Below are 20,512 nucleotides of genomic sequence, written 5' to 3' on the forward strand. Positions count from 1 at the left end.
CCTAAGCTGCGGGGCCGCGACGCGACCAGAAACGGAAAGACATGTCACGGAAGTACAGGTCAGACACTTGGTCGTACCCGTCGCCTTCCTCGATGTTCTGCACGAGCTCAATCGGCGTGCAGCGACGGCCCGCGACGATCAGCTTGTGACCGAGCATCCGCTTGAAGATCGCCTCAGCGAACAAGTCGAGACCATCCGCCGCGGTAACCACGATGCGAACGTCGTAGGTGAATCGGTGATCGGACTCGAACCGCTGCGATCCAGCAAGACGGCCATCATCCAGACGGTCAGGCGGCGCAGACTTCGCGATCACATAGTTCGTTCGAACCGGCTCACCATTCGCAATGCGCCGAACGATCGGATGCACCTTGCCAGCAAGACCAGAAGCACCTTCCAAGCGCGCCTTGAACGACGCCCACTCGGCCTTCACAACCCCACCGCCCTGAGTGCATCTATCGCAGCCAGTTCCACGCCGCGTTCGAAGTCAGCTTCGTTGTCCTCGAGAGCCTTCCGGGCCGCATGCTGGGGAGAAGACTCAACCCGATCGCCACCCTCCTCGACAAATCCGAACGAGCCCGCATCGCCAATCGTCGGGCCAATGTCAGCCACCAGCGACGCCGCCGTCTCGCGCGTCTCATAGGTGATGTCGGCCGCGTACTTCTCAAGCCCCGTACGCGCCGCGTTCTCGCGCCAGTCGTCCTTCATGTGGCGCGCAGTCACCTGCAACGCCTTCCGCGCGAACGGGCGAACCGCAGAACCAGCCGCAGTCAGATCAGCAGCCAACGATCGAAGGTCATCGCTCACGACAATTCCTCCAACGGGTAGCGATAGGCCGAAACCTGACCAGCCGTCGCATTCCCAGAGACCTTGAACCGGCGCCCCACCAGCATCGGGTCAGGCGAACCGGAACACTCCACCTCGTCATCCGTGAACAACCGAGCAGTACCAAATGGCACGCTCAGATACGGTTCCTGCATCGCCACCGGAGAACCCGTCGCCTGAGAATTCGACACCTCACGCGAGTTCCACCGGATGCGACCCATGCCCGTGTACCGCTCCTGCTCGAGCACACGTGACGGCTCAAGAGTCACCGGGTCAGTGCCATCGGTGAACTTGCCGACGACGACCGTTTCGGACATGCGGGAGTTGGCAATGACGCGCCCCCGCTGCAGCACGCTCACTGTGGCACCCACGTGTCAGTGGAAGCCCAGTAACCCGGCCCGCGCCCGATAGGGCGAGTATTGATCGTCCAGGCGCCGTCAGATGCGCCCTCTCCGGTCCCCAGCAGCGCAAGCTCCGCAGCGGACACGTACAGCGATCCGTCCGAGACCGCCGCGTCACGTCGGTACTGATAGTCGTCGATCTGCTCCGACAGGAACCCGTCCGGGTTTCGGATGACTCGGAGCACCATGGCGCACTGAATCTGCACGACGAGAGCCCGGAATGCGGGCTCTGAGATTCGTTCGGCTGCCGCGGGTCGATTGGTGAGGATGAGTCCCCAAGCGTCGTCGAGGAGAACCTCGCCGACTTCCTGCTCGGGTTCAGTGAGGGGACGGAACGACCGCTCCGTCAGATCCGTGATGGTTGCTGGACCAGCCATTCCGTCCCCTTTCCTGCTACTTCTTAGTCGTTGTCTTCGGCTTCGGCTTCTCTTCCTGAGTCCAGCCCGCCTTCTCGTACCGCTCGACGAGTTCCTCAGGAACATCGACGATCGCGGTGGAGTTGGGAGCGTTCAGGACGGTCACGCCTGGGTCGCGTTCGACAGCCGCACGAAGTGCGCGATGTCACGGACGCGGAAGCCGACCTCGAACTCAGCACGGACAGCGAACATGTTGCGCTGCCAGAGGTTGATCTGAGTGCCACCATCGTTGATGGTTGCCTGGGTGCTGATGTCTAGCTGGATGTCCTCGACGACCCCGATGTGCGCGGACGTCCAGTCGCCGGCGAAGCCGAGCTGGTTGTCCGTGCCCGCGGTGGCACCGTTGTAGTCCGCCAGGTAGACGCCCTGCGTGTTGTACACGGGAGCGCCGATCAGCGCAGGAACTGCACCATCGGTCTGCACGTTGTTGATGAACAGCGGGCGACCAGTGGTGTCCTCTGCGCCGAGCAGGAGACCGCGAGCCTGAGGAGAAAGCGCCCAACCGTTGAGCGTTCCACCACCGGTCGCGATTGCCTGATCTGCTGCGACGAGACCCTTGTAGGTCTTGCCCGCGATGCCGACCGTCGCCGCACCCGCGAGGGTGTCGAAGTTTGATCCGGGCGCAGCTACACCGCCGAAGATCGTCTTGTCGAGCTTCTTCGCCAGCGCCTGGGGAAGCTTGCGAACAACCTCCGCGTACAGGCGTGCCTTGTCGCGACGGAACTGGTTCGAGAACGGCACGATGACCGCCATCGTGTACGGGGTCATCAGCTTCGAGCTGAACGTGGGGCGATCGACCGGCTTCTCGTTGGTCTCACCAACCCACTCAGCCTCAGGCTCACCCGTGATGATGTCGACCGAGAGTCCCGAACCGGGAAGGTCGACTCGCTGCGAGAGCTGCAGGGCCGCGGAGCTGTACTCTGCCGCGCTCCAAATTTCTGCGGACTGCTCGGGCGTCAGAGTGATGCCCGTGGTAGTCCGGTTGACGTCAATACCAGCCATGTCCCCTCCTTGGGGTACTAGAGGCCAACCGAGTCGAGCTGCTGCGCGAACTGGTCGGCGTTGGATGTCTTACCCGCGCCCTTGGGACCCTGCGAGGGGTCAGCCTTCGGGAACGGGTTCGGAGTGTTGTCGGGAACAAGCTCCCGGAGTGATGCGGCGTCCGCCTTGATGGCATCCTCGTCATCGCCCTGCAGCCGAGCGATGAGGTTCTTGGGAAGCCCCTCATCAATACCGGTGTTCAGGCGGAGGATCGTCTTGTCGCGAGTAGCGACGTCCGCGGTGAGGGTCTGGTTCGCTTCTTCGAGCTCCTTGATCCGGCGTGTTGCCTTCTCAAGCTCGGTTGCGTCCTTCTCCTCGAGCTCAGTGATGCGGGCCTGGGCTTCGCGCGCCAGCTTCTCTGCATCGTTTGCTCGTTTGCGCTCAGCAGCGAGTGCCGCCTTGCCTGCATCTCCCAGAGCCTCAGGGTCGCCCTGCGGCTTGTTCTCTTCCGACATGTGTTCTCTCCTTGAATCGCTCAAGTTGCCGACACGCATCGCACGTGCCGGGGTGTATTACCCGCCTTGGCGGGAAGCTGTTAGCCGACGAAGATGCCGTGCGACTGGTAGAACTCGTTGGCGAATGAACGATCTCGGGCCTGCTGAGAGGCGCGTTCTGCTATCCATCGGTTGTTGCTGAGATCGCGAATCGGAGTCTCGAGGTATCCCGCATCGCGCAGGAGAATCCGCCGAATCTCAGGGTCATCGGTCAGGCCGATGATTGATTCGGGCATGAGCCTCGGGCGAGTAGTTGAGCCATACCGCGACCCATTGCGACGGGTGTTAGGAGATCCGAGGCCGGCCTGAGCCCGTCCGTAAACTCCGCGCTTCGTGGTTCCCTCCGTGGTGGTGTAACCCATGATCGGAGTGCCATCCTGCTTGCGCCCGATAACCGTCGACTGGATGCGCGACGGGCCATAGCTGATCGAACCATCCATGCGTGCCCGGTTCGCACCGCGTCGCGCATTCACGACCTTGATCGGATCTGCTCCCGCTCGAATCGCCTCGGCGCCCGACTTCGTGAACACCCGATCCTGTTCGCTTGCCGAAAGCGAATCGAAGTAGTCGCCGGGAGTGCCAAAGAGACCATCCGGAACCGCGCTGCCGACGATAGGGACCGTGGAGCATCTGCATGCCGGATGACGCTGAAAGTTTGACCGAAACCGATCTGCGCCTGCGAGGATCGCGCACCGAGAACATGCCCCCGGGTTCACCAACCGCACGTATCGGGTGTACTGCTTGCCCGTCGCTGCCGTCATCGACGCCGACCGCTCAACATCTGCGAGAGAAGTCTTCATCATCAACGTCAGGTACGCGCCGCCAGTGAGCATCGCATCAGGAATCGACATACCCGCAGCGATCGCTTGCTTCGTCGTCGTCACTGCACCCCTAAGGAGCGAGCCGAGGGGTCGACCAGAACCGTCGACCCCTGTGAATGCGTCAGGCACAAGCACGTCGCCTGTCATGCCGTCCGCGCTGGCGAGCTTTGAAGTGAATATTTGCGCGCTCACCGCGTTAGCTCGACTCGCTGATGCGGCGATCACCGAAATATCCGGGGCTATCGACGCCCACGACTCGTCCAGAGCCGCGGGGTCGACCCTTCGCCACTTCGCCAGAGCCGCGTTAGCCGCCCGGTCAGAGCGGCGAATCACCCGGTCTTGATTTGCGCGAGCCTCGTCAGCGATCAGCATCAGTTACACCTCTTCGACGAACCTCTGCACGCCCGCAGTGAAGGAAGACTCAAAGTCCGCCTTGCGGCGCTCCTTCATCTGTTCGATCGACGCCGGCGTCTCACCGATACGCTCCTGCGCGGTCTCCCAGTCGACAAGGCCGACCTGATACCGCTTCACGACCGCATCCGTCATCTGAGAGATGGTCGGAGTGCCCGCATCGCGCCAGATCGTCTCAAGCCGGGTCGCGCTCAAGTCCCACGAACCAGTACGGAAACGCTGAACGAAACGCATCACCGTTTCCCACGAATGACCAAATGACGTCTGCTTGCGCTCAGCGTTCTTGATCAGACGCGTCTCCCCCGCGCGCTGCCCCTCGGCAGACGGCGGGTTCTCCGTGTTCAGCCCGTAGTACTCCACGGGGAGAGACCCAACACCGGAAGCGAGGCGCGCGTAGACATTCACGATCGTCTCGATGTTCTTCATATCGGCCGCATCAAACTGGAACGTCTTCGCATCCTTGTTCGACAGAGCCCACACGGCACCGAAATACGACTGCCATGCCCCGAGCTGCTCACCATTCTGGTCAACGAAATCACCCTTCGTTGCGCCCAGAACACCACGCGCCGGCGCGATCATCGTCTCCTGCAGAAGCTGCGCACCCGTCAGAGCTCGCGACGCAGAATCAGCGATCGGAATGATGTCCTTCATCTCCGACACGCCCTCGAGGACCGACAAGCCGGGACGACGAGTCGCCCGGTTCCGATTCACGAGCGGAACCACTGGAACAGAACCGAGCCCATGGTTATCGCGCTCGAACTCATCGACCCATCGCGAACCGTCACGGACAAGCCAACGCGTGTAGTTCGGCATGTACAGGGTCAGCCGCTTGTCCCGCCCCGAACCATCCTCGGTGTCATAGGAGCGCAGCGCAGCCGTCACCCGGTGGGTGCGAGGATCACGAAGCGCGATCATCTCGTACGGCGACTCCACGGTGATGAGAGGAAAATCACGATCGCGCTCGTTCGTCCCAATGCACACGTACGAACGCGACAGCGCCAGTGCATCCGTGTGAGCGAAAGACGCGCGCTCGTCCATGTTGTTGTACTGCCACACGTCCCACAGGCTCGAATCCGGCTTGCCACCGCCAGCGCGGAATCCCTGAACGTCCAGGCGACGCTCAACAGCATCGACAGTGGTCCGCGGCCAGTTCAGCACCACAGAAAACGCCTCCAGCTCGGGAGGAATCTGTAGGCCCAACTGCTCGAGGCGATGAGCGCCCTCGTAGTACTCGTCCAGATTCTGTGTCGCAATGCGCGACGAAACCAGAGTGTTACGCAGGCTCGAGATGAATGACTCTTCGGTCACCGTGAGTGAGCTACCCGACAGAAGAACGACCACACGCCCACCCCCTTACCTGAAAACAACGACCTTGGATTCGACCTGCTCGTACCCGGACGCGCGAGCATCACTCGCAGCCTCATGCGCGAGCACAGAACTCATCGCGAGGTCGATCTTCTGCGTCTCAGACGCCTTGAAGATCAGGTAGGACGGGTACGGGTTGCGGGCGACTTCGACCGCGTTGCGGATGTGAGTCGCCACAGTTGGGTTCCCGTCATGAGTGAACCCCGCTTCCGAGGAAATCACGTCAGTCTTGAAGCGCTCGAGCGCGGCATGCATTTGCTTTGGCCGGTACGTCTCCCAGCGGAACACCCGCCCCTGAAAACGCCCCTCGAGTTCGGAGATCTCTGACTGCCAGTACGGCGGGTCAAAGTAGGCGCGAGCGACATCGAACGTGTCGAACAGCTCCTCGAACGCCGCCATTACCTCGCCGCGCGGCACTCGTCCGCCATGCTGGGACGGGTCCCAGATCGTCAAACGACCGCCGTGGTAAGAGGGTGTGAACTGGTAGCCATCGAGCGTTTCCGCGCGAATGCCCGTCCAGTCATTGACGTCGGAGCCATCGAAGCCGAGGACAATCGCAGTACCGGGAGCGACGATGCGGGGCTCATGCTTGAGCTCCCACTTATTCGCATCCATCCACGCGCCAGAACCCGCGACGATACGGTTTCCGAAGAAACGCTCTGCGTCAGCGGGATCTTTCTCGAGCAGCTCTGCCGCTTCGGCCTCGATGGCATCGACAGACACCCACGGCGCCGCACGGTAGTTGAACGCGAAGATCTTCCGCCGCTCAGCCTTGTTGCGAAACGACAGGTTCGCGGGAGGCTGCTGGAAGTCCTTGTTGATGTCCGCAGCCTGCGACTCGTAAGTCTGCTGGGCAACCGAATCCTGAGCGGGGTCCCACGAGTTCGTCGTCTCGATCGAACGACCGCCCATGCCAGCCAGGCCGCGACGCTGCGTACGCGCGAGCTTGTGCCCACCGTTCGACGCGACCCACAGCCCCGTCTCATCCTGAGCCGCGAACGTGATGCGTTGGCCAAGGCGAGAGTTCGCCTTCGAGGTCACAACATCGATACGACCGCCACCGGGAAGGCGAATGAACTCCTCGCCCGTCTTCGGGATCAACTCAGTCAGCGGCCCCTTGTCGATCATCGGACGCAACGCGTCATACGTGTTGTCCGTCTGATCCTCAGAAGTCGCGGTGATCTGAATCAGCGGAGTCGACCACGGGCGCCCCATCGGCTCACGCTCGTCGTACTCGTACTCCCAGCCGCAACCACAACCGAAATCGCGGCAGTCGTAGACCTCGCCGCCCGTAGCGCGACCCGTGAAGACCACCGGCCCGACGCCCTCAGCGCACACGAACGCGCCGATCAGCGGAGACTTGCCCCACTTCTGCGCCCGCACCAACTGAGAACGGCGATAAGTGAACGCGTCTACCGGCTTCACAATGCGCCGGCTGTCCACGTCATCGCGAACCCGGTAGTGATTCACGACAAAAGCGAACTGCTCAGCGCCGAGCTCGAAGGGGCGACCAACGTCATCGCCGTCAGGAATCACGCAGTGCGCTTCGATCCACGCCGCGACAACGCCGAGCGTGTCAGACGCCTCCATCGACCACCTTCAACCGGTCCTTCATCGTCGGACCCTTCTTGGCGGGCGCTGCTCGTTTCTCACCAACCTCATCGGTCGAGAACTTCCAACGCAGAGCATTCATGCCGACAGTGGAGAGACCAAGTTCTGCCTCCATGCGGAGAACTGGCGCTATCAGGCCCACGGGTGCATCATCTGCGGCGATCGAGCGAAGGTATGCGCGCACATACGCGGCCACCTGGTACTCAAGCTCGAGGTGAGCCCACATCGACGCCTGCGGCTTCTTCCACAGCCGGGACCACAAGGCAACCTCAGCGCCCGAAGCAGACGGAAGCGGACACTCAGGTACGTCACCTGTGAAGCCACCAGCCGGAAGAGTCAGCCAATCCTTGTCGCCAGCACGATCCCGCCGAAAGGCATTGGGGTCAGGAGCAGGACCACTACGAGCGTGTCCGCCACGGGGCATGACGACCTCCCGAGAGTCGAACATCCGAACGACTGGAACAATCTTTGACCTGACAAACCAAAAGTTGCCCTCCCCGGCGACCCGAAGGCCTTGGGGCTGAGGGAGGGGTGCCACCCCTCTATGGTTGAGACCTTCGAACGCTTGTTCGATTGGCGTTCCATCCACCGGGTGAGGTGCGGGCTGTGTGCTTGTTGTGGCATGAGGAGCAGAGACCGCGACCGTACTGCGGGTCGTCTGGGTTGAGCTTGAGGTCGACGAGTTCGCGGCGTGTGCGTGGGTAGTGGTCAGCGACGGTGCTTGCACCCATGTGACATGAGGTGCAGATCGGGTCGCGCGCGAGTACTGCGGTTCGGAATGCGGCGTGGCCTGAGGTCGAGTAGACCTTGTTGTCGACCCTTGCTGACCGGGCCTGCTGTCGATGCTTGATGCACCGGCTTGAGTCAGTCGCGTTCGGGCACCCAGGGACGTTGCACACGCGCGTCATCTCGGGTCCAGAAGGTTGTTGGTATAGAGCTCATTGCGGAGGGTGATAGCCGCAGCCTCTGCCTCGGCAACCGTGTGGAAAGAGCCACCACTGTGCACCACGCCATTATCCGTGACTCGCACTTGGAACTTCCCCCGCTTGCCAATGCTTACGCCTCGGACTCCGACAAGGGCGTCGCGGTGCGCATGCATGTTTTCGGTGTTCTGCTTCTGTGTCACCGCTTGAAGATGTGCTGGATTGACGCACGCTTGCGTGTGGCAGATGTGATCAACAACCTCACCGTCAGCCAGTGCGCCGCGGGCCATCTCGTACGACAGGCGGTGGGCGTAGAGGAGCTTCGTCCCGTCCCATATCTGGCCGTAGCCAGCCTCATTCTTCGCTGCGGTCCAATGCCAGCAGTCTTCCGTCTTGTCGACCCTCGACCAGAACCAGTCCACGAGGGAGGCAGAGCGGGGTCGATGCTTGAGCCGCCGCAGGTCAGTAGGGCTACCGTGCTTGTGCCAGCGCTTGTAGTGCGGGATGCACCATCCGCGCGCCTTCGCGAGGCTTTGGCAATCTTCGACACTGCATGTACTCATGGTTTCTCCCATGTCGGTGGGTACAAGAAATGCCCGCCACGATGGGGATCAATCCATCTGCGGGCACTCACCCCCGACAGGGCGAGCGGTCTGTGTGGGCGCTTAGTCGTCGTACCAGTCGCGCATGGGGCGCATGACTCGTGGGCTGACGTGGTTCTTCCTCGCGGCAATAGCGTCTGCGAAATCGGCTTCTTCGCAGAGCATCATGGCCCGGTAGCTGGTGTAGGTCTCTTGGCAGCCTTCGCACTCGTACCCGGTGACGGTCACGGTTCATCCCCGTATGCGTGCTCGATGCGCTGTCCGAGGTCGTGCAGGTCATCCTCGATGCGCACGATGTAGTTGATCAGCTCAGGCTTGGTCATCTGCTTGAGTTCGCGGCGCCTCTGCAGGTCGTTGCGTACGGCGTCAACGTTGGGGCCGAGTGCGGCGGCGAGCTTCTCAGCCATTGAGTATCCCGTTCGTCCATGTCCGCATCTTGGGCGTCCATCCATCTGGGGTTCGTGGTTGGTCGCGGTTGAAGATCATGTCGAGCGTGGGTTGCTTCATTGCGTAGAACACGATCGTGAGTGTGATGCCGGCGACGATGCCTGCGAGGATCTTCATGCCCTCTCCCTGCATACGTTCCGGTTCATAACCAGTGCGTGCATCACGAGTGGATGAGATGACGCATATCGATGACTTTCGCGCCTTGTCGGATCAGGCCGTCGAGGTAGCGTGTGCCGTGTGATCCGCAGTAGCTGAGCGTGTGTCCTGATGGCATCTCGGCGTAGAGGAACGCTTGGACGTGGGCTTGTTCGCCGCACGCATCGCATTCGTCACTGTCGACGGTGATGGCATGCACGATCGCCTCCTCAGCAGTGAGGGTGGAGTCGAAGGAAAGGATTGAAAGGTTGCCACGCGGCCCCCGCGTGGGGCTCTTACCATTGCCAGGCGTGGTCTTCTGCGCATGACGACCTGCAGGATCAGGCCAGTAGTCCAGCCCACATCATGCGCATTGCTCCGGGTGGCAGGATCGAACTGCCTCACCGCTTAGGTCCGCGCGAACCATCGGTGGGAGTGGTGAACCATCACCCCGGACTGTGTGTGTGCCCGCCGCAGCCGAACTGGCTCGGGCATGTTCAGATATCGCGAACCGACCGGGGTTCGCTGAGTGCCGTTGTTATCCGGCGTCTCGTCACCGCTCGCCAGGAATAGTCACTGAGCTGGGTGAGAGTACAAGAAAGCCCCAGACGAGAGGCGTCTAGGGCTGATTTTTCACACAGTGGTGGAAGGCAGTTAATGTTAGCACGCGAATCACATGCGTGTCATTATCGCTGGCGTGTCGTCTTCGCCTAGCCTTCAACGTAGATGTAGCTGTCCGGGTAGAGCGTCAGCACCTTGCCCGTCATGGCGTCAGTCACGACGGTGACTTGACCTCGATGGCTGATCGTTCGGGCGACCACCGCATCCGACCCACTCACAAGTCGTATGGACTTCTCAGTGTCATCCCAGTCAAGCTCGCGAGCTTTCTTCATGACGACGCTCATGCCGAGTCCCTTTCCTCAATCTCGTCTCTGAGTTCTTCCATCGCATCGCCGCCAACCCAGACGGCATCGCACGCACGGCAGAGGACTTTCGAGTTCTTCCACATGTGGTCGCTGTCGGGGCGGTAGGTGAGTGCGAGCGGGTTGGTGATGCGCTCCCCGAGGTCATTGACGTATGACCCTTGACCGCAGACGGGGCATGGCGCGGTGATCTCGATGACTTTGGGCGGGTTGGTCATGGCTCGGATCTGTGATGCCCATGCGCGCATCTGTGCGATGTAGAACTCTTCGGGTTCGTTGCGTCCGATGAATGCGGCATGCCACGCTCTGAGGTCGATCACGGCGTCACGGGTGATGGTGGCGCCGATGATCCTGCACCAGTCGCCGATCTGTGACGTGATGATCGCGGCTTTGTGGAGCGCGTCACCGTCGAGCACGTTACGTGTCGATGGTGAGCCTCCTGCGCCTGAACCCGAGTTGAGCGATGACGATACGGCTTCTCGGAGTTGTACGAGTAGCGCATCCTCGGTCGCCCATGTGTGTCCGTCGTCGGTTTCGATCTTCACGTTGCGTGGGAGTGTGAGGTCATCCACGACATCGTTGAGCTCGGTCACTGTTCCGCCCCTTCCTGCTTCACCGGCACCCACGGGCCAGCCTTGCGACGGCGCACGAGAGCTGTCTTGCCTCGAGCGTGGAGCTGCTTGCGATCGTCGCCCGCTGCATGCCACGCGACCATCTCTTCGGCCTGTTTACGCGAGGGGTGGGCATTCGTGCCTTGGCTGTGCTGGGCGCCGTACTCCCATTCCGGTTCCTTGGATCGGCGCAGCGCACCAGCGATGTATCCAGCGGCGTAGGCAATTCGCCCTGCTGCCATCGTGTCGATGCCGTTGACGATGAGTGGGGGTAACTCCTTCTCGGACTCTGCAATTGCCTCAGCGTTCAGCGCTTCCCGCTCAACGTCGTTCGGGGTCCGCGCCTCGTTGTCGTTCATGTGTCTCTCCTCGCGTTGGGGCAGTCTTCGCGGCCGTATCGGGTCCACGGGTTACGGCAAAACCCGCACACATGCGGTTGTGCGGGTTCTGTGTGGTTGAGCAGGTAGTCGAGCATCCGACCATCAACGTCAGTCATCAGTGGTGCCGCCCTTCTCGATCCGAGCGGCCCGTGCTAGAAGTGTCGATTGAGCGCCGGTCCCGAAAGCTCCAGACGCCGCCGCTTCTCGCAGCCCTTCGCCCTTGATATACCGGATAACTCGAGAGGCGAAGATGGCGTCCGCGACGAACTGTGATTCCTCGTCAGCCTCCCCCGTTTCGTTCTGCACGATCCGCGCCAGCACGTCTCGAATGCTTGTCTCGTCAGAAAGGGGTCGGATCTGCAAAGCCATCACCTCCTGGTGTCGTCCATGCGTCTGTGTTGGGCGTGGTCTGCTGCTGTGGAGCGGTCCGGTTCTGCTGCTCCTGTCCACGGATGACAGCGGCCGAGTCGACCCACACGATGAGGTCGTAGTACTTCTTGCCGTCATGTTCGCGTTCGATGGTTTCCTCGCGCCCGAAGAATGTGATGCGGTCTTTCTCCTGGAACTGTGACCAGTCGACGTTGCGGCCTCGGAGTGTGCGGAATGTGCGTCCGGTGGTGTCGTAGCCACCTGACTCGTTCTTGCGGGAGTGGGGTTCGGATGTCTTCACACCCCATGCGCCGTCGTTGCCCGTGAGCACCTTGTCGACGAATGCGGACTTGACCTGAATGTCGGCCATCAGTCTTCGTCTCCCTCGTTCAAGTAGCCCGGTTCCTCGAACCATGCCTGCCGTCCGGTTTCTTCGATCACGTCACCGATGAACTCGATCAGGGAAGACGAGTTCTCGAAGATCTCTTCCTGCCCGCTGCTCTTGTAGCGCGCCACGATCTTGTCGATTGCCTGCGCGTCAGTGATGGTGATGGCGCTCATGTGGTCCTGCTTTCTGCGATGTCGTTGATCGCGGTTGGTCGATGGGTCAGGTTGGTCACGATCACTTCGAAGTGAGGTGTCGTGTTCGGTCGGTGTTCGATGCGTGGCATGAGCTTGACCATGTGTGCGGGGTCGTCATCGGCGACAATGTGCGCTGATACCCCTTTGTCGGCCGCGAGTCCGTCGAAGATTGCTTTCGCGAACGGTGCCGCGTTATCAGCGTCTCGGCGTCGTCGGTCCTTCACGACCCAGATCACTTCGACCTGGCATCGCTGCATCGGTTCGATACCCGCATGGATCGCGAGGTGCTTCACGAGTGCTCGAACCTCAGCGGTTGACTTCGACTTGACGGCCCAGTGCGTGCGGTCGTTCGCGGATAGACCCTTGGGCGGTTTCGTGTAGCCGAGCTCGAGCAGCCACGTCACCACAGCGCGTCCACCGGTTCGGGCTCGACGGTTCGCACTCCGAGCGCCGCGTCGAGGACATGCCGGCCAAGCTCCGGGTCGACCATGTTGCGGAAGACCTGGCGCTTGTTCTTGATGCCAGTTCCGGTGAGGTCGACGCCGACGTCGGTGTAGTCGCTGAGCTTGCTCTTCGTTCGGATTCCCTTCGCCTCGAAGCCCTTCTGGGGGATGGTGAAGTTCGCCCAGATGAGGTGGCGTTGCAGGATGGTCGTCGGCGGGATCAGCGGTTCGTAGTACGGGACGACGTTCTCGACCACCCAGAGACCTTCATGATGATGTTTCAGGAACACGATGGCGGCGTAGAGCGTCATGTCGGGCATCACCGGCGCGTACCCCTTGGCTTTGACCCCGATGTTGTATCGGAGCTGGCCATGTGTGGGGCATGCGGGTGACATCCAGATCAAGTCGAACTCCGCGAAGTGCTTTTCTACGTAGCTGAACGCATCCCCCACGATCACAGTGTCGTTTGGGAAGCGCTGCTGGTAGACGGCGGCGATCGCGGGGTCAAACTCGACTGCCGTGATCTCGTGCTCGTCGCCCCAGAGCTCCCTGTTGCCGCCGATGCCAGCGTGAGTGTTGAGGATTCTCATGCGTCCTCCTGGATTGAAGAAGCCCCCACTTTCGCGGGGGCTGTCGTGACGGTTCGTACGCCTTTCCGGTCGGGGTTGCGTTCCCATCCGGCCGTGTTGCGCGCCCCGGTGACCTGTCGGCGTGTGAGTCCGAGCTTCTCCCCGATTTCGCGGTCTGTGAGTCCTTGGTTGAGGAGTTCGCGGAGTGTGTGGCGTGGGATGAGTACGGCTTGTGGGATGAGGTTTGCGGCCCTGTTTGCGCGTCGCGTGGCGTTGTGTCGTTCTCTGGCTGCTTCCCGGGTTTCGGTGGATCGTCGTGCACGTTCGGCTTCTGCGGCCTCCTGTGCCTGTGTGCGTTCGAGGGTGACGATTTCGAGTGGTGTCATCCCGGCTTGGATCTGTGTGCGGAATGCGTAGTCGCCGTTGTAGCGGGTGTGGACGGTGCGGCATGAGACTTCGGATGGGCAGTGTGACCCGTGGCATCCGTCGCGGTAACCCTGTGCCGTGCCGTGTGGGTAGCTGGGGTCGGTGATGATGTCGGCATTCATGTGGCTTGCTCCTTCCAAAACGAAACCGCCATCTTTCGACGGCGGCTTCTCTGATACGCCGCGTTCGCGGCTCTGCATTCCTCGCACCTGCACTTGTGCCGGTCGTAGGTTGCTTTCTTTCCGTGTCTCATGTCATCCATATCTCCCAGGGCCACGATGAACCTCTGTACATCTGCTTGGGCCACTCGCGAACATCCCGATCGCCTCTCCAACGCACCACGTCGACAACGCCCTCAGCGTCGGCGGATGGCCGCAGGCCCAATCCGAACTCAGGCCACCCGAGCAGTGCGCTCGAGCCGCGTGGTCGCAGATCACGGTGACCTGATGCGCCGATCGAGTGCCCGGCGTGTGCTTCCATGACAAGCGCCACGTTGCGTTCCCTCAGCGAATCGAGGGCGACAATCAGAGGCGCGGCGTCGTCGTCGGAGTTGATCGCTTTCGATACGAGCTTGTAGAGCGGCCCAATGAACAACACGTCAGGCTTGTGCACGTCGATGAGGCGGTGAATCTCCGACAGGTGTGGGCCTTTGGTGATGTCGATGCGTCGACCTGCCGCAAGGTGCACAACGTCGGCGGGGTCGCGTTGTCCTTCTGCTGCCGCATTCCTCGCGATCCACCCTGTTGCGCGCCTCCACTGCCGTTCAGTGTTCTCGGCGTCGACGACCAGCACGTTCACTGGATCGATGGGCTGGAAGGTGATGGGGTGGATTCCCGCCGCTGATAGCAGCGCGAGTTGCCGCATCCACATCGTCTTCCCCGCACCCTCGGCGCCAGTGACGACCAGCCTGTCTTGACGTTCAAGCAAGCCAGGGATGATCCAGTCGTACGAGTCCACCTCGGCGAGTACGTCCCGCAATGGACGCGCCTGCAGCCCGCCCGATGAGGAGCCGTCGACGAGACTGGTTAGGGCCTGCACGGCTCCCGAAGCGATTTCCAATGCTGGCTCACCGGCATGCATCTTCTCCGACGTCATCGATATGACTTCGTGAAGGCGACGACGGACAGCATCGGCGCGTACGACCTGCGCGTACTGGTAGGCCCGGTGGGCGATCATCTTCTCGGGGTCAACCCAACGCCACACGTCGGCCGGGTTGAGCGACGCTACCCCCCAGTCGTGGAACTTCCCGTCGACAGCCACGACGTCGATCGGTTCGCCTCGCATGATCGCGTTAACGAGTCCGTCGAAAACTGACCCGTGACGAGGATCGGTGAAGTCGTCGGAACTCACCGCGCCTTCGATGCTTCGGAGCGTTCCCGCGGGTGAGGTGATGAGTGCGCCGAGCAGGTGCTCCTCGGCGACGGTCACGAGTTCATCCAGGCGTCAGGGTCGCGGCGGGAGCTCTGCGCCTCATGCTCTCGGAGAGCCTGCAGGCGCAACTTGTCGTACTGCTCCCGGAACTTCGGCATCGACAGGATGGTTGACTTCCAGAAGGTGGATGACTGCGACCAGCGGATCAGGTTCTCGGCCTTGCCCGCATCCCGGCCATCCCGGTCAAGCATCAGCCTGGCTGCGTCGAGCCACGCCTTGCCGATCTTTGGTCGCTTCGACCCGTTAGCTTCGATGAGATCGGCGAGAACTTCACAGAGATGAATGACGTCAGGCCGGGGCTTGGCCTCGGCTTCCTCTCCTCTCTCTCCTCTCCTTTCCTCTCCTCTCCTCTCCTCTCCGGGGTGAGGGCTGGGGGAATGCTTCGGAAGCTTTGGGGAAGCACTGGGGGAAATCTCCGTCAAAGACGCCCCGTCAACGGTGAACTTTGTAGGAGTTGGGTACTTTGGTGACTGGTGGTTCCGGAAAGAAGGCACCTTGAACGCGGGGCCTTGGTCCGTCTCCACCTTCTTGATCAGCCCCACTTCCAGGAGCTCTTCCACAAGCGGCGCGACCTCTACTGCGTCACCAGGGAAGACCTGCATCTTCAACTGCAGGTGCGACGCTGAGATGTAGCCCTCGTCGTCCCCGAAAACCCACATCCCCTGGAAGAGGTAGCGGGCCGGAATCGACGTGCTGACGATCTGCTCGCTCGTGAAGAAGCTGGGCTTGAGTGATCTGATACGCGCCATCAGGTCCCCTCCTCCAGGTGAGCAATGACGACCTCGGCTGCTAGCCCAGACAGTGCGACGATGCGACCGAACGGGACCCCGTACTTCGCTGCCAGTCGGACGTAGACCCCTTCATGTCTGTTGCCTTCTGCGTTAGGGATCATCTGCAGGTATGCCTCTGCGATCCCGGATCTCACGTCCATCATGGGGTGCTCCTTTCTGCGGACACGGCCAGTTTTGACCCGAACGTCAGTTCGAGCAAACGGGCCTGTGGATAAGGGTGTGGGTATCGTGTGGACAAGCGACGATCCGCGCGATTATGCCTGTGGATAACTTCGTGAACGAACACAGATTCGGAACTACACGCCTGTAATTTTGGGGATAAACCCTCGTGAGCCTGTGCACAACAAGAAACTTCAGTCGGAGCTTGATGGCTTGGGCTCGAGTTCCTTCTTCCGTGCTTCTTTCGCCGCCCAGAGCTCGGGGTGTTTGCCAAGTCCTGCCGCGTCGATTGCCATCCATGCGGCTTTGAGCGCGTCCATGGTTGCGGCGGTGTCGATGGCGTCGAGGTGTGGCGCGATTGATGGCTGCTCGGCTGCTGCGGGTGCAATATCCGGCAGCGGCTCAATGGTCACGGGGGTCTTCTTCCCGCGCTTCACCGTGCTGGCGAGCTTCATCGTCTTGCCGATGTGTGAGAGGTGACTGATGCGTATCCCCCCGACACGTTCCGGGCCGAACTGAATCGTCGGATCGAACCTGAGCGTCACTCGACGCCCAATCCACACGTCCGACTCCTCACCCCACGCTGCGATGAGGATACGGACGACAGTGGGCGGTGGGCGCCAAACGCGCCCTTCTCCCTCGACCAGATCGATGTCGTACTTCTGCTCAGCCTTGCCAGGCTTGACCCCGGCGATGGTGAACGTGCGCGGGCCACCCACGAAATCGTCACCATTCCACTGGTCCGAGCGGGGTTCAGCGGTGATCCTCATAGCGCTACTTCCTCTTCGTGTTCGTAGATCATCCAGTTGGGTGGCCCGAGCAGTTCGCCCTCGACGCCAGGCCACTCGCCCGACTCGACGCACCGCTGGTACAGGTCGCGTGCTTCTCGTGAGAGCTTGCGGCCGATGTCGCGGTAGATGATGTCGAGCTCGTACACGGCAACCTGGAATGGGCCTTTGGTTTCGGCGACGACGAACTTGAAAGTGTCGAGCTCTTCACCGGTTTCGAAGCGGTGCACGTCGCGGTACCAGGCTTCTTGCATGAAGTAGCCGTATTCGACGACGTGCTTGTTGAAGCCGCGGGGTGAGATGTCGTCGGCGGTTTTGAGGTCGCCGCCTGATCCGTTGCCGTATATGTCGAAGCGTGCTCGGCATGCGACGCCTTCTGGTGAGCGGGCGAAGATGGATGACTCGCGGTGTGGCATCTCGAGCACCGTGCGCGCTTCCGTGTTGGCGAGTACGGCTTCGGAGATGCGGTTGATGATGTGCACCTCGACGGACTTCATTGGCACGAACCCGTTGTCGCGTTGCTCGATCGCCCATTCCTTCGCGGCCTTGGTGGATGCTGCACCGTTTGATGCGAGCACGTCATCCGGGTACGCGACGGCCTGCAACCCTGTCCCGAGCACCTTGGCGTGGACGGCGTGACCGACGTCGTATGCCTTGCTCGTTCTCGGGTGCGACTGGTTCCAGATGAACTTCGCCGGCGAGCCCTTGAAATCGGGGAGAAGAGTTCGCGCCCCGGTGCTGGATAGCTCGGGGCGCGTGTGGTAGATCTCGTCTGGCATGTGGTGGTCGATCATGAGAGTCCCAGTGCTTCCCGGATGTTTGCGTTGATCGCGACTGTGTAGTCGTTGATCGGATACGTCACGATGTGTTGCGCGGGACGCGACCCATCGGCGTTCTGATACGCGCCGAGAGAGATCAGATTGGCGATGCGCTGCTGTTCGACGAGGGCAAGAGTCGCGTGGACCTGAGCTTCCTCGAGAGTCGCGTGGACCAGCCATTGCTCGTCATCCGTTGCGCCACACCAATCGGCGGGGAGGTTCGTAGCACCGGGCTCGGTAACGTCAAGCTCAGCCAGTGCGTCCCGAGCTTTCTGTGCGTGGTCGATTCGTTCGGTCATGCTGCGTCCTTCCAGATGAGGTGTGGGCAGTCCATCCACACGGTCGGGTTGTTGGTGATGATCACTTCGCCGTGGTCATGGCAGAGGGAGCAGGGGTTCATGACGCGTCCTCCGTGTAGTAGCCGATGCAGTTCGGTACGTGAGCGAGCGCGAGGCCGAACGCTTCCCGCATTGCTTGGCTGGTGTTGGGTTCCGATTGAGATTCCCCACAGAGGTCGCACTGCCAGTACCAACGCCCACTGCCGGTGCGGTAGACGTATCTCCCCGATGTGGGCATTCCGGGCCATCGCACGTGACCACTGAGGTGTGCTTTCCCGGCCATCAGATCTCGCCCGCTTCGATGCGTGCGACTCTGAGCACGTCAGTGGCTCTCCTGAGGTTCGCGGCGAAGAGTGCTACGGCTGTCGGGTTTCGTGAGATGTACGCGCGTTCGACAGCCTCTTCCTCGATGTGAACAGCGGCCTCGAGATCAGCGATGGTTGGCATGTGTTGTCTCCTAAGTACTTCGGGCCACTCGTCGGCGTTGAATGTGGGGTCACAGTCGCCAAAGTGTCCGAGTGGTCGTGCGCATGCTTCGTCCACCCCGAGCGACGTGTCACAGAGCGGGTTCATCGTCGTGCTGCCAGTCGTGCCCATTTGTGTGCGTCGATGAGTTCGTGGATGGCGAGGATGATGAGTAGTCCCCCACCGCCCGCAACCATGCCGCTGATCGTTGTCTGTACCGGGTTGTCGACCGCGGTGATGTACAAGAAAGCGGCGACCGAGAATCCGATCGCCGCTGCCCCGAGGTAGATGACTCCGATGAGTCGTCTCCGCTGAGCACCCTCACGCCACGTGTCACTCATGGCTTGCTCACCACTGCGCGTGTCAAGTCCGCATCCACGGCGAGCGTCCACACGGTCGACGGGTTGCCATCAGCGGAAGGTCGAGTGATCTTCACGCCGTCGATGACCAGCGGCTTCACGACATGGAACCGGGTGTGCATGTCGGAGCAGCGACGCTTGAGCTCGTGCATGTGGCCCAGCAGCGGCCAGTCGTTCACTGCGCGGAGGTTCACGTATGCCTCGATCAGTTCATCGTGGGTGCGTGGTTCCTCAGCGAGGAGGTCAGCGATCGCACGTCTCAGGATTGCGCTGCGGCGATGGTTGACTCTCGTAGCCGCGACGGTTGACGTCACCGGGTCAGACGTGTGAGACATGGTGCGGGTGTTCATAGCTCGCCTCCTTCGGCGTAAGTGCGGATCTCGCGTTCGGTCATGGTGTGCGCTGGGATGTGCTGATCGGTCACGATGCCCCACTCGGACAGGTGCCCCTCTTTGATCCAGACGCTCCAGTGCCCCGGATCAGAAATGATGTGCTCGACCTGTAGTGAGCACACCCACTCAGATCCGAAGTAGGCGCCGTAGTCGACGTGACGCATGTAACGCCCGCAGTAGCCGCATCTCATGGCTTCTCTCCTTCGTTGTTGTTGTTGACGCCGGAACCGTTGCAGCCCCAGCACTTCTGCGAGTCCTCGTAGTTGTCGGCTCCCCGGTGGATGATGTGTCCGCCCCATCCGGAACAGGCACCGCATCGTTGGTCAGCAGGGATCGCGGGATTCGGTCTGCGCTCAGACATCGATCGATCCGCCGACAACTGAGCAGCAGAAGTGGATGGGTGTCTCGTGCTGGTATCGCAACCGACACGAGTGAGCGCATTTCCAGCCGGAATCATCGGGCCGCAGATTTGCAGTCCCGCCCCACTGGAAACCGCAAAGCATGTCGGGATTCTTCTCACGCTTCGTCCGACTCATGTCCGTGCTCCTCGAATCTCGAATGGTCGTAGTGATGTGGAGGCCCGTGACATCCCCAGTCCGGGCCTCCACATGGTTGTTGCGGTCCCCAGAACCGCGCACGACAGCACACCCCACATGCCTGCCGTATCCCCGCACCCCCAGGAGCGGGAAGAGAGAAGGGGGCCGGTGCTGACAAACACCGGCCCCGAGGATTCACGGGAGCCACGCAGGTATCCAGCCCGCGTTCGACTACCAGAAACCGTGAATCGAGTGCCCGTCCGCCGCGACAGTGAGCGCACGTACGGGCGGGGTTTGATCAGACTCGTACTCGACGAGCCAGCGCCATTCCGGGGGTCTTGTCAGCCGGAGCGATGACACCGGATTCTCTGTCTCGTAGGTCGCCCCGAAGGATGGCGACGATCGCGTCAAGCTTCGGACGGAAGCCCCACGCCCCGCCCTGAAACTCCTCAGCGCGAGCAAGTGCTTTACGGACGATCCCTGTGTTCTCGTGCATGTGCAGACCTCCTTGTGTCGTGTTCATCTGCGCGCGCAGCCGGGATTCGAACCCGGACAACCCCATACGGCTCTGCGCAACCACTAACCCTGTGGCATGGTTCACGGCGACCAACCCGTGCCATCCGCTTGACCCATCGCGGCTGGT

The 20,512-nt window shown here is 61.4% G+C and carries 33 protein-coding genes; all 33 read right to left on the bottom strand.

Annotated elements, in window-relative coordinates; translation table 11 throughout:
* Nucleotide 1 precedes the first annotated feature (1 nt).
* The 33 genes from AC3WS6_RS14320 to AC3WS6_RS14480 all read right to left on the bottom strand — a co-directional run bounded on the left by AC3WS6_RS14320 (nt 2) and on the right by AC3WS6_RS14480 (nt 19,694).
* Nucleotides 2–430 (bottom strand): hypothetical protein, encoded by a 429-nt coding sequence (locus tag AC3WS6_RS14320; protein WP_492501708.1) that lies wholly within the window; start codon nt 428–430, stop codon nt 2–4.
* Complete coding sequence (locus AC3WS6_RS14325) at nt 427–804, bottom strand: hypothetical protein (RefSeq protein WP_492501709.1); 378 nt, start codon at nt 802–804, stop codon at nt 427–429. The genes AC3WS6_RS14320 and AC3WS6_RS14325 overlap by 4 nt, the downstream gene beginning before the upstream one ends.
* Nucleotides 801–1,181, bottom strand: a complete 381-nt coding sequence (locus AC3WS6_RS14330) for a DUF6093 family protein (RefSeq protein WP_492501710.1) — start codon at nt 1,179–1,181, stop codon at nt 801–803. Before AC3WS6_RS14330 ends, AC3WS6_RS14325 begins: the two co-directional genes overlap by 4 nt.
* Nucleotides 1,178–1,600 carry a Gp19/Gp15/Gp42 family protein gene (locus AC3WS6_RS14335; protein ID WP_492501711.1) on the bottom strand — a complete coding sequence of 141 codons (423 nt, stop codon included), beginning with the start codon at nt 1,598–1,600 and terminating at the stop codon, nt 1,178–1,180. Before AC3WS6_RS14335 ends, AC3WS6_RS14330 begins: the two co-directional genes overlap by 4 nt.
* Before the next feature lie 16 nt (nt 1,601–1,616).
* Nucleotides 1,617–1,745 carry a hypothetical protein gene (locus AC3WS6_RS14340; protein ID WP_492501712.1) on the bottom strand — a complete coding sequence of 43 codons (129 nt, stop codon included), beginning with the start codon at nt 1,743–1,745 and terminating at the stop codon, nt 1,617–1,619.
* A complete protein-coding gene (locus AC3WS6_RS14345) occupies nt 1,742–2,641 on the bottom strand; it encodes a phage major capsid protein (protein WP_492501713.1) in 900 nt (299 codons plus the stop codon). The genes AC3WS6_RS14340 and AC3WS6_RS14345 overlap by 4 nt, the downstream gene beginning before the upstream one ends.
* A 17-nt stretch (nt 2,642–2,658) precedes the next feature.
* Complete coding sequence (locus AC3WS6_RS14350) at nt 2,659–3,135, bottom strand: capsid assembly scaffolding protein Gp46 family protein (RefSeq protein WP_492501714.1); 477 nt, start codon at nt 3,133–3,135, stop codon at nt 2,659–2,661.
* 80 nt (nt 3,136–3,215) lie between these two features.
* Nucleotides 3,216–4,367, bottom strand: coding sequence for a hypothetical protein (locus AC3WS6_RS14355; RefSeq protein WP_492501715.1), 1,152 nt, complete (start codon nt 4,365–4,367; stop codon nt 3,216–3,218).
* A gap of 3 nt (nt 4,368–4,370) precedes the next feature.
* Nucleotides 4,371–5,747, bottom strand: coding sequence for a phage portal protein (locus AC3WS6_RS14360; RefSeq protein WP_492501716.1), 1,377 nt, complete (start codon nt 5,745–5,747; stop codon nt 4,371–4,373).
* Between the two features lie 12 nt (nt 5,748–5,759).
* On the bottom strand, nt 5,760–7,361 hold the full coding sequence (locus tag AC3WS6_RS14365) for a terminase large subunit domain-containing protein (protein WP_492501717.1): 1,602 nt from the start codon (nt 7,359–7,361) through the stop codon (nt 5,760–5,762).
* Between the two features lie 925 nt (nt 7,362–8,286).
* The gene (locus AC3WS6_RS14370) at nt 8,287–8,868 is read right to left on the bottom strand and encodes an HNH endonuclease signature motif containing protein (RefSeq protein ID WP_492501718.1); all 582 of its coding nucleotides are present in this window, start codon (nt 8,866–8,868) and stop codon (nt 8,287–8,289) included.
* Nucleotides 8,869–9,131: 263 nt separating this feature from the next.
* Nucleotides 9,132–9,314 carry a hypothetical protein gene (locus tag AC3WS6_RS14375; RefSeq protein ID WP_492501719.1) on the bottom strand — a complete coding sequence of 61 codons (183 nt, stop codon included), beginning with the start codon at nt 9,312–9,314 and terminating at the stop codon, nt 9,132–9,134.
* Nucleotides 9,307–9,471: a hypothetical protein gene (locus AC3WS6_RS14380; RefSeq protein ID WP_492501720.1), complete on the bottom strand. Its 165-nt coding sequence runs from the start codon at nt 9,469–9,471 to the stop codon at nt 9,307–9,309. The genes AC3WS6_RS14375 and AC3WS6_RS14380 overlap by 8 nt, the downstream gene beginning before the upstream one ends.
* A gap of 43 nt (nt 9,472–9,514) precedes the next feature.
* Entirely contained in the window at nt 9,515–9,709 is a 195-nt protein-coding gene (locus tag AC3WS6_RS14385) for a DUF7455 domain-containing protein (protein WP_492501721.1), read from the bottom strand.
* A gap of 490 nt (nt 9,710–10,199) precedes the next feature.
* Nucleotides 10,200–10,394, bottom strand: a complete 195-nt coding sequence (locus AC3WS6_RS14390; RefSeq protein WP_492501722.1) for a hypothetical protein — start codon at nt 10,392–10,394, stop codon at nt 10,200–10,202.
* Nucleotides 10,391–11,005 carry a DUF7341 domain-containing protein gene (locus tag AC3WS6_RS14395; RefSeq protein WP_492501723.1) on the bottom strand — a complete coding sequence of 205 codons (615 nt, stop codon included), beginning with the start codon at nt 11,003–11,005 and terminating at the stop codon, nt 10,391–10,393. Before AC3WS6_RS14395 ends, AC3WS6_RS14390 begins: the two co-directional genes overlap by 4 nt.
* Nucleotides 11,002–11,382, bottom strand: coding sequence for a hypothetical protein (locus tag AC3WS6_RS14400; protein WP_492501724.1), 381 nt, complete (start codon nt 11,380–11,382; stop codon nt 11,002–11,004). Before AC3WS6_RS14400 ends, AC3WS6_RS14395 begins: the two co-directional genes overlap by 4 nt.
* Nucleotides 11,383–11,511: 129 nt before the next feature.
* Nucleotides 11,512–11,772, bottom strand: coding sequence for a hypothetical protein (locus AC3WS6_RS14405; RefSeq protein ID WP_492501725.1), 261 nt, complete (start codon nt 11,770–11,772; stop codon nt 11,512–11,514).
* Nucleotides 11,744–12,142, bottom strand: a complete 399-nt coding sequence (locus AC3WS6_RS14410) for a hypothetical protein (RefSeq protein ID WP_492501726.1) — start codon at nt 12,140–12,142, stop codon at nt 11,744–11,746. The genes AC3WS6_RS14405 and AC3WS6_RS14410 overlap by 29 nt, the downstream gene beginning before the upstream one ends.
* Nucleotides 12,142–12,333 carry a hypothetical protein gene (locus tag AC3WS6_RS14415; RefSeq protein ID WP_492501727.1) on the bottom strand — a complete coding sequence of 64 codons (192 nt, stop codon included), beginning with the start codon at nt 12,331–12,333 and terminating at the stop codon, nt 12,142–12,144. Before AC3WS6_RS14415 ends, AC3WS6_RS14410 begins: the two co-directional genes overlap by 1 nt.
* The gene (locus tag AC3WS6_RS14420; protein ID WP_492501728.1) at nt 12,330–12,758 is read right to left on the bottom strand and encodes a RusA family crossover junction endodeoxyribonuclease; all 429 of its coding nucleotides are present in this window, start codon (nt 12,756–12,758) and stop codon (nt 12,330–12,332) included. Before AC3WS6_RS14420 ends, AC3WS6_RS14415 begins: the two co-directional genes overlap by 4 nt.
* The gene (locus AC3WS6_RS14425; protein WP_492501729.1) at nt 12,755–13,387 is read right to left on the bottom strand and encodes a hypothetical protein; all 633 of its coding nucleotides are present in this window, start codon (nt 13,385–13,387) and stop codon (nt 12,755–12,757) included. Before AC3WS6_RS14425 ends, AC3WS6_RS14420 begins: the two co-directional genes overlap by 4 nt.
* Complete coding sequence (locus AC3WS6_RS14430) at nt 13,384–13,914, bottom strand: hypothetical protein (protein ID WP_492501730.1); 531 nt, start codon at nt 13,912–13,914, stop codon at nt 13,384–13,386. Before AC3WS6_RS14430 ends, AC3WS6_RS14425 begins: the two co-directional genes overlap by 4 nt.
* A gap of 127 nt (nt 13,915–14,041) precedes the next feature.
* Complete coding sequence (locus AC3WS6_RS14435) at nt 14,042–15,220, bottom strand: AAA family ATPase (protein WP_492501731.1); 1,179 nt, start codon at nt 15,218–15,220, stop codon at nt 14,042–14,044.
* Nucleotides 15,217–15,972, bottom strand: a complete 756-nt coding sequence (locus AC3WS6_RS14440; RefSeq protein ID WP_492501732.1) for a phage replication protein O — start codon at nt 15,970–15,972, stop codon at nt 15,217–15,219. The genes AC3WS6_RS14435 and AC3WS6_RS14440 overlap by 4 nt, the downstream gene beginning before the upstream one ends.
* Before the next feature lie 395 nt (nt 15,973–16,367).
* Nucleotides 16,368–16,943 (bottom strand): hypothetical protein, encoded by a 576-nt coding sequence (locus AC3WS6_RS14445; protein WP_492501733.1) that lies wholly within the window; start codon nt 16,941–16,943, stop codon nt 16,368–16,370.
* The gene (locus AC3WS6_RS14450; RefSeq protein WP_492501734.1) at nt 16,940–17,755 is read right to left on the bottom strand and encodes a PD-(D/E)XK nuclease-like domain-containing protein; all 816 of its coding nucleotides are present in this window, start codon (nt 17,753–17,755) and stop codon (nt 16,940–16,942) included. Before AC3WS6_RS14450 ends, AC3WS6_RS14445 begins: the two co-directional genes overlap by 4 nt.
* A complete protein-coding gene (locus tag AC3WS6_RS14455; RefSeq protein ID WP_492501735.1) occupies nt 17,752–18,078 on the bottom strand; it encodes a hypothetical protein in 327 nt (108 codons plus the stop codon). The genes AC3WS6_RS14450 and AC3WS6_RS14455 overlap by 4 nt, the downstream gene beginning before the upstream one ends.
* Nucleotides 18,079–18,399: 321 nt before the next feature.
* Nucleotides 18,400–18,564 carry a hypothetical protein gene (locus AC3WS6_RS14460; RefSeq protein WP_492501736.1) on the bottom strand — a complete coding sequence of 55 codons (165 nt, stop codon included), beginning with the start codon at nt 18,562–18,564 and terminating at the stop codon, nt 18,400–18,402.
* Between the two features lie 122 nt (nt 18,565–18,686).
* Nucleotides 18,687–18,923 (bottom strand): hypothetical protein, encoded by a 237-nt coding sequence (locus tag AC3WS6_RS14465; protein WP_492501737.1) that lies wholly within the window; start codon nt 18,921–18,923, stop codon nt 18,687–18,689.
* Entirely contained in the window at nt 18,920–19,135 is a 216-nt protein-coding gene (locus AC3WS6_RS14470; RefSeq protein WP_492501738.1) for a hypothetical protein, read from the bottom strand. Before AC3WS6_RS14470 ends, AC3WS6_RS14465 begins: the two co-directional genes overlap by 4 nt.
* A 152-nt stretch (nt 19,136–19,287) precedes the next feature.
* A complete protein-coding gene (locus AC3WS6_RS14475; RefSeq protein WP_492501739.1) occupies nt 19,288–19,497 on the bottom strand; it encodes a hypothetical protein in 210 nt (69 codons plus the stop codon).
* Between the two features lie 23 nt (nt 19,498–19,520).
* Entirely contained in the window at nt 19,521–19,694 is a 174-nt protein-coding gene (locus tag AC3WS6_RS14480) for a hypothetical protein (protein ID WP_492501740.1), read from the bottom strand.
* Between the last annotated feature and the right edge of the window lie 818 nt (nt 19,695–20,512).

This window comes from Microbacterium sp. EB106-03-03-XG65 (genome assembly GCF_058791955.1).

Bases quoted from the DNA above. Each gene is read 5' to 3' on its own strand.
- AC3WS6_RS14335 (WP_492501711.1), bottom strand. From the start codon at position 1,600: ATGGCTGGTCCAGCAACCATCACGGATCTGACGGAGCGGTCGTTCCGT.
- AC3WS6_RS14345 (WP_492501713.1), bottom strand. From the start codon at position 2,641: ATGGCTGGTATTGACGTCAACCGGACTACCACGGGCATCACTCTGACG.
- AC3WS6_RS14350 (WP_492501714.1), bottom strand. From the start codon at position 3,135: ATGTCGGAAGAGAACAAGCCGCAGGGCGACCCTGAGGCTCTGGGAGAT.
- AC3WS6_RS14355 (WP_492501715.1), bottom strand. From the start codon at position 4,367: ATGCTGATCGCTGACGAGGCTCGCGCAAATCAAGACCGGGTGATTCGC.
- AC3WS6_RS14365 (WP_492501717.1), bottom strand. From the start codon at position 7,361: ATGGAGGCGTCTGACACGCTCGGCGTTGTCGCGGCGTGGATCGAAGCG.
- AC3WS6_RS14370 (WP_492501718.1), bottom strand. From the start codon at position 8,868: ATGAGTACATGCAGTGTCGAAGATTGCCAAAGCCTCGCGAAGGCGCGC.
- AC3WS6_RS14375 (WP_492501719.1), bottom strand. From the start codon at position 9,314: ATGGCTGAGAAGCTCGCCGCCGCACTCGGCCCCAACGTTGACGCCGTA.
- AC3WS6_RS14380 (WP_492501720.1), bottom strand. From the start codon at position 9,471: ATGAAGATCCTCGCAGGCATCGTCGCCGGCATCACACTCACGATCGTG.
- AC3WS6_RS14390 (WP_492501722.1), bottom strand. From the start codon at position 10,394: ATGAGCGTCGTCATGAAGAAAGCTCGCGAGCTTGACTGGGATGACACT.
- AC3WS6_RS14400 (WP_492501724.1), bottom strand. From the start codon at position 11,382: ATGAACGACAACGAGGCGCGGACCCCGAACGACGTTGAGCGGGAAGCG.
- AC3WS6_RS14405 (WP_492501725.1), bottom strand. From the start codon at position 11,772: ATGGCTTTGCAGATCCGACCCCTTTCTGACGAGACAAGCATTCGAGAC.
- AC3WS6_RS14410 (WP_492501726.1), bottom strand. From the start codon at position 12,142: ATGGCCGACATTCAGGTCAAGTCCGCATTCGTCGACAAGGTGCTCACG.
- AC3WS6_RS14415 (WP_492501727.1), bottom strand. From the start codon at position 12,333: ATGAGCGCCATCACCATCACTGACGCGCAGGCAATCGACAAGATCGTG.
- AC3WS6_RS14425 (WP_492501729.1), bottom strand. From the start codon at position 13,387: ATGAGAATCCTCAACACTCACGCTGGCATCGGCGGCAACAGGGAGCTC.
- AC3WS6_RS14430 (WP_492501730.1), bottom strand. From the start codon at position 13,914: ATGAATGCCGACATCATCACCGACCCCAGCTACCCACACGGCACGGCA.
- AC3WS6_RS14440 (WP_492501732.1), bottom strand. From the start codon at position 15,972: ATGGCGCGTATCAGATCACTCAAGCCCAGCTTCTTCACGAGCGAGCAG.
- AC3WS6_RS14445 (WP_492501733.1), bottom strand. From the start codon at position 16,943: ATGAGGATCACCGCTGAACCCCGCTCGGACCAGTGGAATGGTGACGAT.
- AC3WS6_RS14450 (WP_492501734.1), bottom strand. From the start codon at position 17,755: ATGATCGACCACCACATGCCAGACGAGATCTACCACACGCGCCCCGAG.
- AC3WS6_RS14455 (WP_492501735.1), bottom strand. From the start codon at position 18,078: ATGACCGAACGAATCGACCACGCACAGAAAGCTCGGGACGCACTGGCT.
- AC3WS6_RS14460 (WP_492501736.1), bottom strand. From the start codon at position 18,564: ATGCCAACCATCGCTGATCTCGAGGCCGCTGTTCACATCGAGGAAGAG.
- AC3WS6_RS14465 (WP_492501737.1), bottom strand. From the start codon at position 18,923: ATGAGTGACACGTGGCGTGAGGGTGCTCAGCGGAGACGACTCATCGGA.
- AC3WS6_RS14475 (WP_492501739.1), bottom strand. From the start codon at position 19,497: ATGCGTCACGTCGACTACGGCGCCTACTTCGGATCTGAGTGGGTGTGC.
- AC3WS6_RS14480 (WP_492501740.1), bottom strand. From the start codon at position 19,694: ATGTCTGAGCGCAGACCGAATCCCGCGATCCCTGCTGACCAACGATGC.